The following is a 15,745-nucleotide window of genomic DNA, read 5'->3' on the forward strand; positions in this document are numbered from 1 at the left end:
CGGCGCGATCGTGCGTGCTCCCCTCGGCTGCGAGCGCCGGTGACAGGAGGGCCACGGGGCGGACGCGGAAGGGAGTGCGCGTCCGCCCCGTGGCTCGGGCGGATGGCGGCGGCGGGGCCCGCGGCCACCCGGCGGGAGCGGGTCAGTGGCGCGGGATGTGGGCCACCCCGATGCGCTTGCGGAACACCCAGTACGTCCAGCCCTGGTAGGCCAGCACGATCGGGGTGAACACCACCGCCACCCAGGTCATGATCTTCAGGGTGTAGGGGGTGGAGGCGGCGTTGGTGGCGGTCAGGGTGCCGGCCGCGTCGAGCGTGGAGGGCAGCACGTTCGGGAACAGCGCGGCGAACAGCGTCGCCACGGCCAGCGCGATCGCCACGGCGGTGCCGGTGAACGCCCAGCCTTCCCGGCGTACCCGGGCGGCGGCGAGACCGCCGAGCAGGGCGAGGGCCGCGCCGACGGCGAACACGACGGCCGCGGTGCTGGAGCGGATGGTCAGCGTCCAGCTCAGGAACGCCACCGCGAGGACGGCGGCGGCGACGCCCATGCGCACCGCGAGCGCGCCGGCGCGCTCGCGGACGTCGCCGACGGTCTTGAGGGCGATGAACACGGCGCCGTGGGTGAGGAACAGGGCGGCGGTGGTCGCGCCGCCGAGCAGGGCGTACGGGTTGAGCAGGTCGAGCAGGCCGCCGACGTACTCGTGTTCGGCGTCGAGCGGCACGCCGCGCAGGATGTTGGCGAACGCGACGCCCCACAGCACCGCCGGCACGAGCGAGCCGACGAAGATGGCGGTGTCCCAGCGGCGTTTCCAGGAGGCCTCGGGGCGCTTGTGGCGGTATTCGAAGGCGACGCCGCGGATGATCAGGGCGAGCAGGATCAGCAGCAGCGGCAGGTAGAAGCCGGAGAACAGGGTGGCGTACCACTCGGGGAACGCGGCGAACATGGCGCCGCCGGCGGTGATGAGCCAGACCTCGTTGCCGTCCCAGACGGGTCCGATGGTGTTGATCAGGACGCGGCGTTCCCGGTCGTCGCGGCCGAGTACGGGCAGCAGCATGCCGACGCCGAAGTCGAAGCCCTCGAGGATGAAGTACCCGGTGAACAGGACCGCGACGAGCAGGAACCAGATGGTGGTGAGTTCCACGGTGTGTCTCCGGTGTTCAGTAGGCGAACGCGAGCGGGCGTTCGGCGTCGTCGTGGGTGTCGTCGATGTCGGGGTCGGGGGTGAGGTCGGGTACGCCGGCCTTGGCGTAGCGCAGCAGCAGTTTGACCTCGACGACGGCGAGGGCGGCGTAGATGAGGGTGAAGGCGGTGAACGAGGTGAGGACCTCGGTCAGTGAGACGCTGCGGGACACGCCGTCGCGGGTGAGCATCTCGCCGAAGACGATCCATGGTTGGCGGCCCATCTCGGTGAAGATCCAGCCGAAGGAGTTCGCCGCGAGGGGCAGCAGGGGCATGATCAGTCCGGCGCGCAGCAGCCACTTGCTGGTGGGGGTGCGGCCCTTGCGCTGGCTCCAGAGCACGAGCAGGGCGATGGCGGCGGCGGCCATTCCGAAGCCGATCATGAAGCGGAAGCTCCAGTAGGTGACCGGGATGATCGGGGTGTAGCTGCCGGCGCCGTACTGGGCGGCGTACTGGGCCTGGAGGTCGTTGATGCCGTGCACGGTGCCGTTGGGGTCGCCGGTGCCCAGCCAGGACAGCAGGTACGGGATCTTGAGGGCGAACACCTCGCGGCTGCCGTCGAGGCTGCCGACGGTCAGTACGGAGAACGAGGCGGGGCTCTCGGTGGTGTAGAGGCCCTCGGCGGCGGCCATCTTCATGGGCTGCACCTCGGTCATGATCTTGCCCTGGATGTCGCCGGTGAAGGCGACGGCGGCGGCGGAGACGAGGGTGACCCAGGAGCCGAACTTGGCGGCGAAGCGGTATGCGGGGGTGTCGGCGGAGTCGCGGTTGCGTACCAGGTGCCACATGGCGACGGCGACCAGGAGGGAGCCGGCGACGAGGAACGCGCCGGCGATGGTGTGCGGGAAGGTGATCATGGCGACCTTGTTGGTCAGGACGGCCACGAAGTCGGTGAGTTCGGCGCGGCCGGTCTCGGGGTTGATCCGGTAGCCGACCGGGTTCTGCATGAACGAGTTCGCCGCGAGGATGAAGTACGCGCTGAGGTTGGTGCCGATCGCGGCGGCCCAGATGCTGGCCAGGTGCAGCCGCTTGGGCAGCCGGTCCCAGCCGAAGATCCACAGGCCGATGAAGGTCGACTCCAGGAAGAACGCGACGAGCGCCTCGATCGCGAGGGGGGCGCCGAAGATGTCGCCGACGAAGCGGGAGTAGTCGCTCCAGTTCATGCCGAACTGGAACTCCTGCACGATGCCGGTCACCACGCCCATGGCGAAGTTGATGAGGAAGAGCTTGCCGTAGAACTTGGTGAGCTTGAGGTACTTCTCGTCGCCGGTGCGGTGCCACATCGTCTGGAGGATCGCCACCAGTACGGACAGGCCGATGGTCAGCGGCACGAAGAGAAAGTGGTAGACGGTGGTGACACCGAACTGCCAGCGGGCGACGTCCAACGCGTCCACCAGTAACCCCCAGGCTGTGCATACTACGAGACGTAGTAGATACTACTTCGCGTCGTAGACCAATCGGCAGGGGCGGGGGTCCCGAAGCGACCCGGGACCAATGACCCTGATCACCTCTGCCGGAGGGCCCCGGCGCTGCGCGCCCCGCGCCACGCGGGGTGGCCCGCGCGTGCGACCATGCGCGCTGATGGACACCACTCGCCCGACCTGGCAGCCGCCGCTGATCTGGCGTGCCGCGCAACTGCTCGCCCGCGGCATCGTCGCGCTCCTGGCCCGCCTCGAGGTCAGCGGCGACGTGCCCGAGGCGCTGCGCCGGGGCCCGCTGATCCTGGCCGCCAACCACATCAGCCCCTTCGACCCCGTCGTGCTCGCCGCCGCCTGCCGCGCCCGGGGCGTCGCTCCCCGGTTCATGGCCACCGGCGGGCTGTTCCGCGCCCCCGTCATCGGCGCCGCGATGCGCCGCGCCGGGCACCTGCGCGTCGACCGGGGCACCGCCGCCGTCGGCCGCGCCCTCGACGACGCCGCCGCGGCGGTCGCCGGCGGATCCGTGGTCCTGGTCTACCCGGAGGGCCGCATCGGCCTGGACCCCGGCATGTGGCCCGAACGGGGCAAGACCGGCACCGCCCGCCTCGCCCTGGCCTGCGGCGCGCCGGTGATCCCGGTGGCCCAGTGGGGCTCCCACGAGGTGCTGCCCTACCGCGCCCCGAAGGGCCTGCTGCGCGGGATCGCCCGTTCCCTGGTGCGCCGTCCTGTCGTGCGGGTGCACTTCGGCGACCCCGTGGACCTCGCCGACCTGACGCCGGCAGCCCCGGGCGCCGCCCTGCGCGCCACCGACCGGATCATCAACGCCATCACCGATTCGCTGGTGCCGTTGCGGCCCGACGAGCCCGACAGGCCCCGCCACGTCGACCCGGGTCGCCCGATCGACACCAGCCGCTCCCAGCGCTCCGGAAGGACCTGATCCCGGCGTGGGCACAATGGCGAGGTGCTCCGCCTGCGCCTGCCGCTGCTCGTCCTCGCCCTGCTCGTCCTCGTCTGCGCAGGCGGGTACGCCGTCCTGCGCTCGGCGTACCACGACGAGAAGGACCGCCGGGATCTCAGCGACCTGACCCGCTCCTCCCCCTGGCCTCCCGACGACCTGCTGATCCCCGACGACCTGCCCCGCTCCGGCACCCTCGGCTGGCTGGACCGGCTCGGTCTCGACATCGCCTACGGCCTGCGCACCCGCGACGGCCGTACGGTGCCCGTGGTGTGGCAGCAGCACCACCCGGCCCCCGACGGGTCCCTGGCCGACGGGGTCGACTGCGACGTCCGGACGATCTACGTCTGCACCGACGCCGGCGACGGTCTCACCCTCGTCGTGACCCGGGACACCGACAACAGCGACCCCGCCACCGCGCTGTACCTCTTCGGCGCTGACCAGGTGCTCAGCGTCAGCGTGCAGGGTCCGGATCCGGTGACCGTCGACGACCTGCGTGCTCCGCTCACTCGCACCCACCACCCCTCCGACGACGAGCTTCTCGCCCTGCTGCGCAGACCCGGCTACCAGACGGACTGGAGCTGACCCGGTCCGGCAGCCGGCCGGTCACCCGCCGGCCACCGGGCACCGGCATACTCCCCGCGTGACCCACGCCTACCTCGACGGGCCCGCACCGCTGGCGTTCGCCCACCGGGGCGGCGCCGCCGAGGGCGACGAGAACACCGCGGCGGCGTTCGCCCGTGCGATCAGCCTCGGCTACCGGTACGTCGAGACCGACGTGCACGGCACCGCCGACGGGATCGCGGTGGTCTTCCACGACGCCACGCTGACCCGGGTCACGGGCGAGCCGGGGCGCATCGCCGACCTGCGCTGGGCCGACCTGGCCTCGGTACGCGTCGGCGGCGCCGCCGTCGTCCCCCGCCTCGACGAGGTCCTCGACGCCTGGCCGCACGTGCGGTTCAACATCGACGTCAAGGCCGACGGCGGCGTCGAGCCGACCGTGGCCACCGTCGCGCGCGTCAGGGCCGGCGACCGGGTGCTGCTGGCCTCGTTCAGCGACGCCCGGCTCACCCGGCTGCGGGCCCTCACGCAGGGGCGCGTCGCCACCGGCCTCGGCATGCGCGGGGTGGCCCGGCTGCGGATGGCGTCGCTGACCGGCCGGGCGTTGCGGCTGCCGCCGTCGGTGGTCGCCGCGCAGGTGCCGGTGCGCTACGGGCGGGTGCCCGTGGTGGACCGGCGGTTCCTGCGCCACGCCCACCGACTCGGCCTGCACGTGCATGTCTGGACGATCGACGAACCTGCCGAGATGCACGAGTTACTCGACCTCGGGGTGGATGGCATCATGACCGATCACGTCGGCGTGTTGCGCGACGTGTATCACAGCCGCGGCCACTGGGCCGCCTGAACCGTTCGAAGGACCCCGATGGCCGAGATCGTCACCCCCGCGGTGGACGACGCCCCCGCCCCGGCGAGCACCCGCCGCGAACGCAGCGGCTGGTACTTCTACGACTGGGCGATGTCCGCCTTCTCCACCACCGTCATCACGGTGTTCCTCGGCCCGTTCCTGACCACCGTCACGGAACTCGCCGCCGGCTGCGAACTGGGTGCCGACACCTGCAACGGCTACGTCTACCCGCTGGGCATCAAGGTCGCCGCCGGCTCGTACTTCCCGTACCTGGTGTCGCTGTCGGTGTTCCTCACCGTGTTCGCGTTGCCGGTCGTCGGCGCGATCGCCGACCGGTCGGCGCACAAGAAGCGGCTGCTCGCCGCCGCCGCCTTCGTCGGCGCCGGCGCGACCGTCGGCATGCTCTTCGTCACCGGCGACCGGTACCTGCTCGGCGGGGCGCTGTTCATGGTCGCCAACATCGCCTTCGGCGCCGGCGTCGTGGTCTACAACTCGTTCCTGCCGCAGCTCGGCGGCCCCGACGACCGCGACGGCATCTCCAGCCGCGGCTGGGCGCTGGGCTACCTGGGCGGCGGCCTGCTGCTGGCGCTCAACCTCGTCGCCGTCAGCATGCTCGGCGAGGAGGGCAACCACCAGCGCACCCTCGACCTGGCCCGCTGGTCGATCGTGTCCGCCGGCGTGTGGTGGGCCGTGTTCACCCTGATCCCGCTGCGCTGGCTGCGCGAGCACCCCACCGCCGCCGCGCTGTCCGGCGGCAACCCGGTCACCGACGGCTTCCGGCAGCTCGGCCGCACCCTGCGCGAGATCAAGGCGTACCCGCTGACGCTGTTCTTTCTGCTCGCGTTCCTGGTCTACAACGACGGCATCCAGACCGTCATCGCCCTGGCCAGCCAGTACGGCACCGAGGAGCTGAAGCTCGGGCAGAGCACCCTGATCGTCACCATCCTGCTGGTGCAGTTCCTCGCCTTCGGCGGCGCCCTGCTGCTCGGTGCCCTCGCCAAGCGCATCGGCGCCTGGAAGACCGTGCTGATCAGCCTGGTGCTGTGGACCGGGGTGATCCTCGGCGCGTTCCGGCTGCCCGCCGAGGCTCCGCTGCCGTTCATGGTCCTCGGCGCCGCCATCGGCCTCGTGCTCGGCGGCAGCCAGGCGCTGAGCCGGTCGCTGTTCAGCCAGCTCATCCCCGCCGGCAAGGAGGGCGAGTACTACGGCTTCTACGAGATCAGTGACAAGGGCACCAGCTGGCTCGGCCCGCTGGCCTTCGGCATCGTGTTCCAGCTCACCAACTCCTACCGGGTGGGTCTGGTCTCCCTGCTGATCTTCTTCGTCGTCGGGTTCCTGCTGCTGCTGGCCGTGCCGATGCGCCGGGCGATCGTCGCCGCCGGCAACACCCCACCACGGGTGCTCTGAGGCGCGCGCGTCCGCACCCGCCAGATCGGGCGGCGTCGATCGGCTAGGCTGCCCGTCCGTGACCGACCACGCCGCCACCCCGACCTGTCTGGCGCGCCCGCCGCTGGGCCCCGACGACTCCCCCACCGGGTGCGCCGCGGCGCGCGGGGTGGACGGGCGGCCACTGCACGCGGCGGCGTTGAAGTTCTTCTGGGGACCGATGGACTGCGGCAAGTCCACGATGGCGTTGCAGATGAACCACAACCACGCCCGGCAGGGCCGCCGCGGCCTGGTCACCACCCGCATCGACCGTTCGCTCGGCCCGCAGGTCACCACCCGCATCGGCCTGGCGCACGAGGCCGTCGAGGTCACCGACGAGCTGGACCTGCGTACGCTGGTGCGCGACACGTGGGCCGAGGGCGACCGGGTCGACTACCTGATCTGCGACGAGGCGTCGTTCTACAACCTGGAGCACATCGAACAGATGGCCGAGCTGGTCGACAGCTACGACGTCGACGTGTACGCGTTCGGGCTGGCCACCGACTTCCGCTCGTGCCTGTTCCCGGCCGCGCAGCGGCTGTTCGAGCTGGCCGACGAGGTGGCGCGCATCCAGGTCGAGGTGCTCTGCTGGTGCGGCCGGGAAGGACTGCTCAACGCCCGGGTCGTCGACGGTCGGGTGGTCCGCGAAGGACTGCAGGTCGTCATCGGCGACACCGTGGACAACGCCGAGGTGCGCTACCAGGTGCTCTGCCGCCGCCACTACCGCGCGGGCGAACTCGGCCCCCGCCGCTGAGCAGTCAGTACGGGTCGCCGCACACCCGCCAGTCGCCGTCCTCGCGGACGACCGACAGTGTGCGTTCCTCGGTGAGGCCACTGTCGCGGGTCAGCCGCACCGTCACCGTCCCGCGCGGGCGGCCACCCCGGGTCGCCACCGACACGTCGACGATCTCGTAACCGTCGACCACCGGCGGGGTACGCAGCCAACTGGTGAACCCGATCGGGCTCCACCGGCTGCGCGTGTCGGCGCAGAGCCGGTCGTACGCGCCGTCGGTGTCGCCGGCCGCCACCGACCGCAGGAACCCGTCGGCGGTCTCCCGCACCGGGCCGCTGGCCTGCGTGACCACCTGCACGTTCCACGCGCCCAGCCCGGCGACCCCCACGCAGCACAGCAGCACGACCACGCCCGCGAACACCAACCCGGTACGCACCGGGCGGCCCCGTCGGGCCGGCCGGCTCCACGGCTGCTCAGCACCCATCCGTCGACCGTAGAGAACCGGTGGGCCCGCCCGCAGGAAAGTCGGCCCCGCCGCCGTGTCGCGTACGCCCGCAGCGTGCGGTCACGGCTCGATGAGCCCGGCCCGGATGGCGTAGCGGGTCAGCTCCAGCCGGTCCTTGAGGCCGAGCTTCTGCAGCAGGTTGGCCCGGTGCCGCTCCACGGTCTTGACGCTGATGAACAGCAGCCGGGCGATCTCCTTGGACGAGTGGCCCTCGGCGACGAGCTTGAGGATCTCCTCCTCCCGTTCGGTGATGGCCCGCGCGGGCAGGCTCTCGCCGCGGGCGCTGCGTTCCAGGTAGGTGCGGATGAGGGCGTTGATGGCACCGGGATAGAGGAACGGCTCGTCGCGTACGGCGGCGCGGCAGGCCTCCACCAGGTCACGGTCGGCGACAGACTTGAGCACGTAGCCGTTGGCGCCGGCCTTGAGCGCCTCGAAGAAGTACTGCTCGTTGTCGTACATCGTCAGGATGAGGATGCGCAGACCCGGTTGCTGCCGGGACAGCTCCCGCGCGGCCTGCAGGCCGGTCAGTCGCGGCATGGCGATGTCGAGGATGGCCAGGTCGGGGCGCTCGGTCTCGGCCAGGGCGATGGCCTCCGCGCCGTCGCCGGCCTCGGCCACGACGCTGAGGTCCGGTTCGCTGTCGAGGATGAGGCGCACGCCCCGGCGCACCAGGGCGTGGTCGTCGGCGAGCAGGATGCGGGTGGTCACGGCCGGGCCTCCCGGTTGCCGAGCGGCACCCGCAGCCGCACCTCGGTGCCGCCGCCCGGGCCGGGCGCCACGCTGAGCTGGGCGCCGATGAGCAGGGCCCGTTCGCGCATGCCGCGTACGCCGGCGCCCTCGGCGGCGTCGCCGATGCCCCGGCCGTCGTCCCGGATGCGCAGTTGCACGTGGCCCGGCTGGCGGGCCAGGGACAGCTCGACGGTGGTGGCGCGGGCGTGCCGGACGGTGTTGGTGAGCGCCTCCTGCGCCACCCGGTAGAGCACCAGTTCGGCTTCGCCGTCGAGGGCCGGCAGGTCCGCGTCGAGGTGCTGGCGCACGGTCAGGTCCGTGTGCCCCGTGACCTCCGTGACGAGCGCCTTCAGGGCGCTGGTCAGGCCGAGTTCCTCCAGCACGCCGGGGCGCAGCCGCCGCGCGATACGGCGGATCTCGTCGAGGCTGTCGCGGGTGGTCTCCTGCACCTGGGCGAGCTGGGCGCGCACCGGTTCGGGCGCGTGCCGGGCGACCTGTTTGAGTTCGAGCAGGACCGCGGTCAGGGTCTGGCCGACCTCGTCGTGCAGTTCCTGGGCCACCCGTCGGCGCTCGGCCTCCTGGGCGGACAGGGCGCTGGCGGCGCTGGCGGCCCGCTCCGCCTCCAGCCGGTCGATCATGGCGTTGAAGGCGCGGATCAGGTCGGCGATGCCGGCCTGCCCGGCCGGGACGGGGCGGGGTTCGGGCTGGAGCAGGTCGATCGTGGTCATGGCCCGGGTCAGCCGGTGCAGCGGGGCGAGGCCCACCCGCAGCAGGGCGGCGTTGGCGACCAGCATCGCGGCGAGGCCCACGGTCAGGACGACGGCCTCGGTCAGCAGCACGGGGGTGGAGACCGTGACCGGACCGAGCAGCAGCAGCGTGGCGGCGACGAGCACGGCGGCGTTGAGCAGGAAGATCCGCCAGAACAGCGACACGGCGGCGCCTCCCCTCCCGAACCGTCTCCGACGCCGCCCGGCGCCGGCGCTCGCCGGCGGGTCGGAACGCGGCGGGCTCGCACGCCCCGCGGCGGTGATCACCCTCATCATGGTCAGCCTGTCGGCCGGGACGCGTGCTGTAAATGCGTGCTCGCACCCATTATCCGTGTTGGTCGGCGGGGCCGGCGAGCGGTTGGTGGCCAAAGGGCTGCTCACCGACTACCGCGCGACGGCGGCGGCGGCAAATGGGTGTCAGCCCCGATGTCGACCTGCACCACACGGATGACCATGAACGCGAGCCCGGGCCGGAGCCGCCGCGGGCTCCGCTGCGTCGTTCCCGGCTCCACCTGCCGCCGCCCTCGTGCGGCCGTCGCCCGCCCCATCGTGCCGAACCCGGGAGGACCCCGTGCACCGTCATCTGTTGGCGATCGAACCCACGCCACCGGAGGTCGTCACGGACTCCCGCGCGCAGCGGCCGGCCGGTGCGGAGCACGGCCCGCCGGGCGGATGCCCGTGAGCGCGTGGTCCCCCCTCGCGGCGATCGTCATCTTCACGGTCGCCTTCATCTTCATCGCCACCGAGAAGATCAACCGGGTGGCGGTGGTGCTGGGCGCCGCCGGACTGATGGCCGCGCTCGGGCTGGTGCCCGGATCGGACGTGTTCTACTCGCACCACGCCGGCATCGACTGGGACGTCATCTTCCTGCTCCTCGGCATGATGGTCATCGTCGGGGTGATCAAGCAGACCGGCCTGTTCGAGGCCATGGCGATCTGGGCCGCGCAGCGCTCGCGGGGCCGGCCGTACCGGCTGATGGTGCTGCTGGTCGCGATCACCGGTATCGCCTCGCCGGTCCTGGACAACGTCACCACGGTCATGCTGGTCGCGCCGATCACCATCTCGGTGTGCCGCCGGCTGGGCATCCCCGCCGCGCCGTACCTGATCGCCGAGGTGCTAGCCGCCAACATCGGCGGCGCGGCCACCCTCATCGGCGACCCGCCCAACATCATCATCGGTAGCCGGGCCGGCCTGAGTTTCAACGACTTCCTGTGGCACATGGCCCCGATCACGGTGCTGATGTTCCTGGCGTTCCTGGTGCTGGCGCGGGTCATGTTCCGCCGCGCGTTCGTGCACAGTCCGGAGCGGTTCGAGGCCGTACGCGACATGGACGCCCGTGCCGCCGTCACCGACCCGGCGATGCTGATTCGCTGCCTGGTCGTGCTCGGCCTGGTGATCGTCGCCTTCACGCTCCACACGGTGATCCACATCGACGTGGCCGTCGTCGCGCTGCTCGGCGCCGGGCTGATGATCCTGGTGACCCGGGCGGACAGGTCGGCCTATCTGGGCGAGGTGGAGTGGCCGACGCTGGTGTTCTTCACCGGTCTGTTCGTGATGGTGGCCGGCCTGACCGAGACCGGGGTGATCAACCGGATCGGCGAGTGGGCCAGCGACGCGGTCGGCGACGACTACTTCGCGGCGGCGACGGGCCTGGTCTTCGGCTCGGCGGTGCTCGGCGCGTTCTTCGACAACATCCCCTACGCGGCGACCATGGCGCCGATCGTGGAGGGCCTGGTGGCGGGGGCCCCGGACCCGACCACCGGCCAGGCGTTGTGGTGGTCGTTCGCGCTGGGCGCCGACCTGAGCGGAAACGGCACGGCCGTGGCGGCCAGCGCCAACATCGTCGTGCTCGGTATCGCCGCCCGCGCCAAGGAGCCCATCAGCTTCTGGCAGTTCACCCGCTACGGCATCGTCACCACGGTCATGACCACGCTGATCGCCTGGGTGTACGTGTGGCTGCGCTACTTCGCCTAGCCGCCCGCGGGGCACGACGGGGTCGCCGCCCGGGTGGGCGGCGCGTGGTCGCCCGCCCCGGTCCGCCGCGGCGGCGCCCGTGGGCCGCCGCCCCGAGCACCTGGCCCGGCCTGGCCGGCCAGGCCGCATCACCACACGACAGGAGGCAATGATGCAGATAGAACGAGTGCCGCTGCCCGGCATCGGCGTCGGCTACACCCTGCACACCGGCGAGGGACAGGTGATCGGGGTCGTCTGCCACCGTGGCGGCCGACGCGACATCGTCGTCTACGCGCCCGGGGACCCGGACACCGTGGAACGGTCGGTGACCCTCAGCCCGGCCGAGGCGCAGGAGATGGCCGAGCTGCTGCACCCCATCGCGACCATCGACCACGTCACACACCTCGAGCGAAACCGGGAGGCGATCAGCGTCGCCGAACTGCCGGTCCCGGCCGCGTCGCCGTACGACGGTCGGCCCCTGGCCGAGGCCGTCGCGCGCGCCCGGGGGGTCAGTGTCATCGCCGTCGTCCGGGACGGGCGGACAGTCAGCGCACCGGGGCTCGACCACGTCCTCGCCCACGGCGACGTCCTGATCGTCGCCGGGGACCAGCCGGGCATCGGCGAGCTGAGCAACGCCCTGGTCCACACCGACCCGTAGGCCACGCCCCGGCACCCACCGCGCGCGGCGTCAGCCGCGGCGGCGGGCCCGGGCCGCCCAGATGACGTACGCGGGGTCGCGGTCGAGGTTGTGCCGGTCGCGGTCGTAGCGGCGGGTGGTGCGCGGGTCGGCGTGGCCCATCGCGTCCTGCACGTCCTCCAGGGGCACGCCCTCGGCGCGGGCGGTGGTGGCGAACGCGTGCCGCAGCGAGTGCGGCGACAACCTCGCCCAGGCGGGGATGCCGGCCGTCCGGGCCAGCCGGCGCACCAGCCGGAACATCGCGTGCCGGTCGAGCCGGGCCCCGCTGGCGGTGACCAGCAGCGGGCCGGTCAGCTCGTGCACCGCCACGCCCTGCGCGGCGGCCCGCTGGGCGAGGTAGGCGTCGACCGCGTACGCGGTGCCGGGGGTCATGGCGCGGCGGCGGTGCTTGCCGCCCTTGCCGACGAACCGCACACTGCGGTGGCCCCGCTCGGCGCCGAGGTCGGCCATGTCGAGTGAGACCAGCTCCCCCACGCGCAGCCCGAGGTCGGCCAGCAGGGCGATCGCGGCCCGGTTGCGGGCGGCGGTCGGCCCGGTGTCGGCCTCGGCGGCGGCGAGCAGGGCGTCGACCTCCTCGGGGGTGAGCCCCACCGTCGCCGAGTGGTCCCGGTCGATGCGGGGGCGGTCGGCGCCGGCCACCGGGTTGGCGTCGACCGCCCGCAGCTTGACGAGGAAGTCGTACCAGCTGGACAGGGCGGAGAGCCGGCGGGCGACGGTGGCCGGGGTGAGTGGCTTGCCGGTACGCGCGGCGAGCGTGGCCTCCAGTTCGCGGGCGTACTCGTTGACGTGCAGGAAGTTCGCCTGCAACGGGTCCAGTTCGCGCGCGGCGCACCAGGCGAGCCAGCCGGCGACGTCACGCCGGTACGCGTCGCGGGTGTGCTCGGACAGTCGCCGGTTGCGCAGCCACGCCTCGGTGAAGTCGACGGGCCCCCCGGGCAGGGCCAGCGGGGTGGGTCGGCTTGGCCGCGCCGGAGCGTTCGGGGAGAACATGTGAAAAAGGTTCTCAGCTTGGGCTCGGGAACGGGCGGAGGCGCGCCCTACGCGATCGTGACCGCTGCCGGGGTGCCGCCACCGTCCAGACGTGCGCGGGGGCGGGCGGCCGCACCGGCCGTCCCGCCCCCGCGCACGACGGATCAGGCGTTGATCTCCTTGCGGCCGTTGCCGGTGGCCGTGATGGTGACCCGGCGGGGCTTGGCCCGCTCCGCGACGGGGATCCGCAGGGTCAGCACCCCGTTGTCGTAGCCGGCCTCGAGCTTGTCGGTGTCGAGGGTGTCGCCGAGGAACAGTCGCCGGGTGAAGGTGCCCATCGGGCGTTCGGCGGCGACGATCTCGACGTTGTCACCGACCGGCCGGCGCCGCTCGGCGCGTACGGTCAGCACGTTGCGCTCGACCGTGCAGTCGATGCTGTCCGGGTCGACGCCGGGCAGGTCGAACGCCGCGTAGAACCAGTCGCCGTCGCGGTAGGCGTCCAGGGGCATCACCGCGGGGCGCGCGGCGGTGCCGAAGAACTGCTCGGTGATCCGGTCGATCTCACGGAACGGGTCGGTACGCATCAGCATGGCTCTGCCTCCTCGGTTCTCCTGGCCGAAGGTCCCTCTAGTTGAGTCGAGGCGACTCAACTTCCTCTTCAGTATTTAGCGCGTTCCGGCCGCGTCGTCAACTCGGGCCGGCGCCCGGCGTCGTACGCCGGATCCGGTATGGACCCTCAGCCGCCGATGCGCCAGTAGACGCCCTGCTCCCGGGCCATCAACTGCTCGTCGACCAGATACCGGCGCAGCGCCACGTGATCGGTGCCGCCGTCCTCGCACCAGCGCCGCAACACCTCGTCGACCTCCCGCTCCGGATAGCGCACCCCCGGCTCGAAAGACCGCGCCACGTGCGCCAGCACCACCCGCCGCCGGCCGCGCTGCGCCGGCAGGCCGACCAGCCTGTCGGCACGCACGAAGGTACGCAGCACGCGGTCCGTGGCGTCCCCGGCCGGGTGGGGCGCGGACGGCGTACGGGCCGCCTCGCGCAGGTGGTCGGTGTCCACCCGCAGGTCACCATCGCCACCGGTCACCAGGCCCGCGTCGACGAGCCGACGCAGCGCGGTGACCACCTGCCGCGTCGGCAGGCCCGCCCGAGCGGCCACCGCCGGGGCGTCGGTGCCGCCCAGCACGATCGCCGCGAAGACCTTCCGCCGTACGTCGTCAGCGAGCGCACCCGCCAGAGCCTGTGCCGTCATGCGGCCCACCCTGCCAGCGTGGGTACGCGGGCCGCACGCCATTTCCCCGCCCCGGCACCGGACACGCCCGCGCGCCCGCCGGACGCGTGTCCGGTGCCGGACAACCACCGCACGACGGGACAGTGTGGCCCGTCGGCGCGGGCGATGATGGGCAGGTGGCAGAACCCGTCGCCGAACGCGCCGCGCCGGAGCAGCGGCCTGCGACGCCCACGGCCCCCGCCGCTCCCGGTCCCCGAGCCACCGGCCCGTGGATGGTGGCCGCCACGACGACGGCCGTGCTGCTCCTGTTCGCCGGCCGCTACGGCCACCACCGCGACGAGCTGTACTTCCTGCTCTGCGGCCGGCACCTCAACTGGGGCTACGTCGACCAGGGCCCCCTGGTGCCGGCGCTGGCGCGGCTGGCCGACACGATCGCCCCGGGCAGCCTGGTGGCGCTGCGTACCCCGTCGGCGGTGCTCGGCGGCGCGGCGGTCCTGCTGGTCGCCGCGATCGCCCGCGAGTTCGGCGCCGGGCGCGGCACGCAGACCTGGGCCGCCGTCCTCGCCGCCACCGCCGGCATCGTGCTCGCCGGCGGGCACCTGCTCAGCACCACCACCGTCGACCTGCTGGTCTGGCTGACGGCCGCGTTCTGCGCGGTGCGGCTGCTGCGCACCGCCGACAGCAGGTGGGCCCTCGGCGTCGGGCTCGCGCTCGGCGTCGGGATGCTCAACAAGCTGCTGCCGGCACTGCTCGCCGTGGGCCTGCTGGCCGGCATCACCATCGCCGGACCGCGACGACTGCTGCGCGACCGGTGGGTGCTCGTGGCCGCCGCGGTCTTCCTGCTGCTCGCCGCGCCGAGCCTGATCTGGCAGGCGACACACGACTTCCCGCAACTGTCGGTGGCCGCCGCGATCGCCGACGGCGACAGCTCCTACAGCGGTCGGCTCGACGCGCTCGTCCTCCAGTTCGTCATCATCAGCCCCTTCACCGTCCCGATCTGGGTCGCGGGGCTGGTGGCGCTGCTGCGGCGGCCGGCATGGCGCGCCTGGCGGCCCCTCGGATGGGCCTGGCTGGTGGTGCTCGGCATCGTGCTGCTCACCGGCGGCAAGGGCTACTACGACGCCCCGCTGCTGCTGGTGCTCACCGCCGCCGGAGCCGTCATCGCCGCAGGCTGGGCGTCGCGCGGTCGCGCGGGCGCCCGCCGGGGACTGCTGCTGGTCGGCGCCGTGCTCACCGCCGCCAGCAACACGGTGCTGCTCCTGCCCGTGGTGCCGGCCGACCGGCTCCCCGGCTTCGTCGTCGCCGCCAACTACGACGCCGGCGAGACCATCGGCTGGCCCGCCTTCGCCGACTCGCTCGCCGCCGTCCACCGCGCGCTGCCCCCCGACCAGCGGCAACGCGCCGTGATCCTCACCGGCAACTACGGCGAGGCCGGCGCCGTGGCACGGTACGGGCCCGCACGTGGACTGCCGCGCGCGTACTCCGGCCACAACAGCATGGCCGACTTCGGCCGGCCCCCGCAGGACGCCGACGTGGTGATCGCGGTCGGGTTCGCGCGGCCGGACCGGCTACGGGGCTGGTTCACCGAGGTCACCCTCGCCGGGCGGGTGGACCAACGCGTCACCGTCGACAACGACGAGAACGGTGGCCCGATCTGGCTCTGCCGCGGCCTGCGACGTCCGTGGTCCCAGATCTGGGACACCGAGGTACGCCACCGGGGCTGACCGCCCCTCCCGACTGCGTGCACGGACCCGGCCTGCGCACGACGCCACCCGG

General features: G+C 72.7%; 16 protein-coding genes. 8 read left to right on the forward strand and 8 right to left on the reverse strand.

The genetic code is table 11. The features are described from left to right. Nucleotides 1-142 precede the first annotated feature (142 nt). Together cydB and ACGFIR_RS13600 are read right to left on the reverse strand one after the other, a co-directional pair. Nucleotides 143-1,141, reverse strand: coding sequence for a cytochrome d ubiquinol oxidase subunit II (gene cydB / locus ACGFIR_RS13595; RefSeq protein ID WP_393145076.1), 999 nt, complete (start codon nt 1,139-1,141; stop codon nt 143-145). A 16-nt stretch (nt 1,142-1,157) separates the two neighbouring features. After that, on the reverse strand, nt 1,158-2,573 hold the full coding sequence (locus ACGFIR_RS13600; protein ID WP_393007727.1) for a cytochrome ubiquinol oxidase subunit I: 1,416 nt from the start codon (nt 2,571-2,573) through the stop codon (nt 1,158-1,160). Between the two features lie 187 nt (nt 2,574-2,760). Here ACGFIR_RS13600 and ACGFIR_RS13605 point away from each other — a divergent pair, with 187 nt between their 5' ends. From ACGFIR_RS13605 to ACGFIR_RS13625, 5 genes are read left to right on the forward strand one after another with little or no spacing between them, the layout of a single operon-like run. Next, entirely contained in the window at nt 2,761-3,534 is a 774-nt protein-coding gene (locus ACGFIR_RS13605) for a lysophospholipid acyltransferase family protein (protein ID WP_393145078.1), read from the forward strand. A gap of 24 nt (nt 3,535-3,558) precedes the next feature. Continuing rightward, nucleotides 3,559-4,137, forward strand: coding sequence for a hypothetical protein (locus ACGFIR_RS13610; protein ID WP_393145080.1), 579 nt, complete (start codon nt 3,559-3,561; stop codon nt 4,135-4,137). A 58-nt stretch (nt 4,138-4,195) separates the two neighbouring features. Continuing rightward, the gene (locus tag ACGFIR_RS13615) at nt 4,196-4,957 is read left to right on the forward strand and encodes a glycerophosphodiester phosphodiesterase (RefSeq protein WP_393007732.1); all 762 of its coding nucleotides are present in this window, start codon (nt 4,196-4,198) and stop codon (nt 4,955-4,957) included. Nucleotides 4,958-4,975: 18 nt separating this feature from the next. Beyond that, the gene (locus ACGFIR_RS13620) at nt 4,976-6,364 is read left to right on the forward strand and encodes an MFS transporter (RefSeq protein WP_393145082.1); all 1,389 of its coding nucleotides are present in this window, start codon (nt 4,976-4,978) and stop codon (nt 6,362-6,364) included. 58 nt (nt 6,365-6,422) lie between these two features. Then, nucleotides 6,423-7,136, forward strand: a complete 714-nt coding sequence (locus ACGFIR_RS13625) for a thymidine kinase (RefSeq protein ID WP_393007736.1) — start codon at nt 6,423-6,425, stop codon at nt 7,134-7,136. Nucleotides 7,137-7,140: 4 nt separating this feature from the next. Here ACGFIR_RS13625 and ACGFIR_RS13630 read toward each other — a convergent pair whose 3' ends face one another. From ACGFIR_RS13630 to ACGFIR_RS13640, 3 genes are all read right to left on the reverse strand, one after another. Further along, nucleotides 7,141-7,599, reverse strand: coding sequence for a hypothetical protein (locus tag ACGFIR_RS13630; protein WP_393145084.1), 459 nt, complete (start codon nt 7,597-7,599; stop codon nt 7,141-7,143). Nucleotides 7,600-7,680: 81 nt separating this feature from the next. Next, on the reverse strand, nt 7,681-8,328 hold the full coding sequence (locus ACGFIR_RS13635; RefSeq protein ID WP_393007740.1) for a response regulator: 648 nt from the start codon (nt 8,326-8,328) through the stop codon (nt 7,681-7,683). Continuing rightward, nucleotides 8,325-9,281: a HAMP domain-containing sensor histidine kinase gene (locus ACGFIR_RS13640; protein WP_393007742.1), complete on the reverse strand. Its 957-nt coding sequence runs from the start codon at nt 9,279-9,281 to the stop codon at nt 8,325-8,327. The genes ACGFIR_RS13635 and ACGFIR_RS13640 overlap by 4 nt, the downstream gene beginning before the upstream one ends. 507 nt (nt 9,282-9,788) lie before the next feature. On the opposite strand from ACGFIR_RS13640, the gene ACGFIR_RS13645 reads away from it, so the two are divergent. Both ACGFIR_RS13645 and ACGFIR_RS13650 read left to right on the forward strand, forming a co-directional pair. Then, nucleotides 9,789-11,090, forward strand: coding sequence for an SLC13 family permease (locus ACGFIR_RS13645; RefSeq protein ID WP_393145086.1), 1,302 nt, complete (start codon nt 9,789-9,791; stop codon nt 11,088-11,090). Nucleotides 11,091-11,241: 151 nt separating this feature from the next. Continuing rightward, entirely contained in the window at nt 11,242-11,727 is a 486-nt protein-coding gene (locus ACGFIR_RS13650) for a cation:proton antiporter regulatory subunit (protein WP_393145088.1), read from the forward strand. A 30-nt stretch (nt 11,728-11,757) separates the two neighbouring features. Here the strand turns inward: ACGFIR_RS13650 and ACGFIR_RS13655 are convergent, their stop codons facing one another. The 3 genes from ACGFIR_RS13655 to ACGFIR_RS13665 all read right to left on the reverse strand — a co-directional run bounded on the left by ACGFIR_RS13655 (nt 11,758) and on the right by ACGFIR_RS13665 (nt 13,990). After that, nucleotides 11,758-12,756 carry a tyrosine-type recombinase/integrase gene (locus ACGFIR_RS13655; protein ID WP_393007748.1) on the reverse strand — a complete coding sequence of 333 codons (999 nt, stop codon included), beginning with the start codon at nt 12,754-12,756 and terminating at the stop codon, nt 11,758-11,760. Nucleotides 12,757-12,899: 143 nt separating this feature from the next. After that, entirely contained in the window at nt 12,900-13,325 is a 426-nt protein-coding gene (locus ACGFIR_RS13660; protein WP_393007750.1) for an Hsp20/alpha crystallin family protein, read from the reverse strand. A gap of 146 nt (nt 13,326-13,471) precedes the next feature. Further along, the gene (locus tag ACGFIR_RS13665) at nt 13,472-13,990 is read right to left on the reverse strand and encodes a DUF2087 domain-containing protein (protein WP_393145090.1); all 519 of its coding nucleotides are present in this window, start codon (nt 13,988-13,990) and stop codon (nt 13,472-13,474) included. A 155-nt stretch (nt 13,991-14,145) separates the two neighbouring features. Between ACGFIR_RS13665 and ACGFIR_RS13670 the strand changes: the two genes are divergently transcribed. Further along, nucleotides 14,146-15,693, forward strand: coding sequence for an ArnT family glycosyltransferase (locus tag ACGFIR_RS13670; protein WP_393145092.1), 1,548 nt, complete (start codon nt 14,146-14,148; stop codon nt 15,691-15,693). Nucleotides 15,694-15,745: the final 52 nt, after the last annotated feature.

It is taken from the genome of Micromonospora sp. NPDC049051 (assembly GCF_043197575.1).
Classification (GTDB): Bacteria; Actinomycetota; Actinomycetes; order Mycobacteriales; family Micromonosporaceae; genus Micromonospora.

Coding starts and splice junctions, on each gene's coding strand:
- ACGFIR_RS13655 (WP_393007748.1), bottom strand. CDS start 12,756: ATGTTCTCCCCGAACGCTCCGGCGCGGCCAAGCCGACCCACCCCGCTG.
- ACGFIR_RS13630 (WP_393145084.1), bottom strand. CDS start 7,599: ATGGGTGCTGAGCAGCCGTGGAGCCGGCCGGCCCGACGGGGCCGCCCG.
- ACGFIR_RS13620 (WP_393145082.1), top strand. CDS start 4,976: ATGGCCGAGATCGTCACCCCCGCGGTGGACGACGCCCCCGCCCCGGCG.
- ACGFIR_RS13660 (WP_393007750.1), bottom strand. CDS start 13,325: ATGCTGATGCGTACCGACCCGTTCCGTGAGATCGACCGGATCACCGAG.
- ACGFIR_RS13605 (WP_393145078.1), top strand. CDS start 2,761: ATGGACACCACTCGCCCGACCTGGCAGCCGCCGCTGATCTGGCGTGCC.
- ACGFIR_RS13645 (WP_393145086.1), top strand. CDS start 9,789: ATGCCCGTGAGCGCGTGGTCCCCCCTCGCGGCGATCGTCATCTTCACG.
- ACGFIR_RS13650 (WP_393145088.1), top strand. CDS start 11,242: ATGCAGATAGAACGAGTGCCGCTGCCCGGCATCGGCGTCGGCTACACC.
- ACGFIR_RS13665 (WP_393145090.1), bottom strand. CDS start 13,990: ATGACGGCACAGGCTCTGGCGGGTGCGCTCGCTGACGACGTACGGCGG.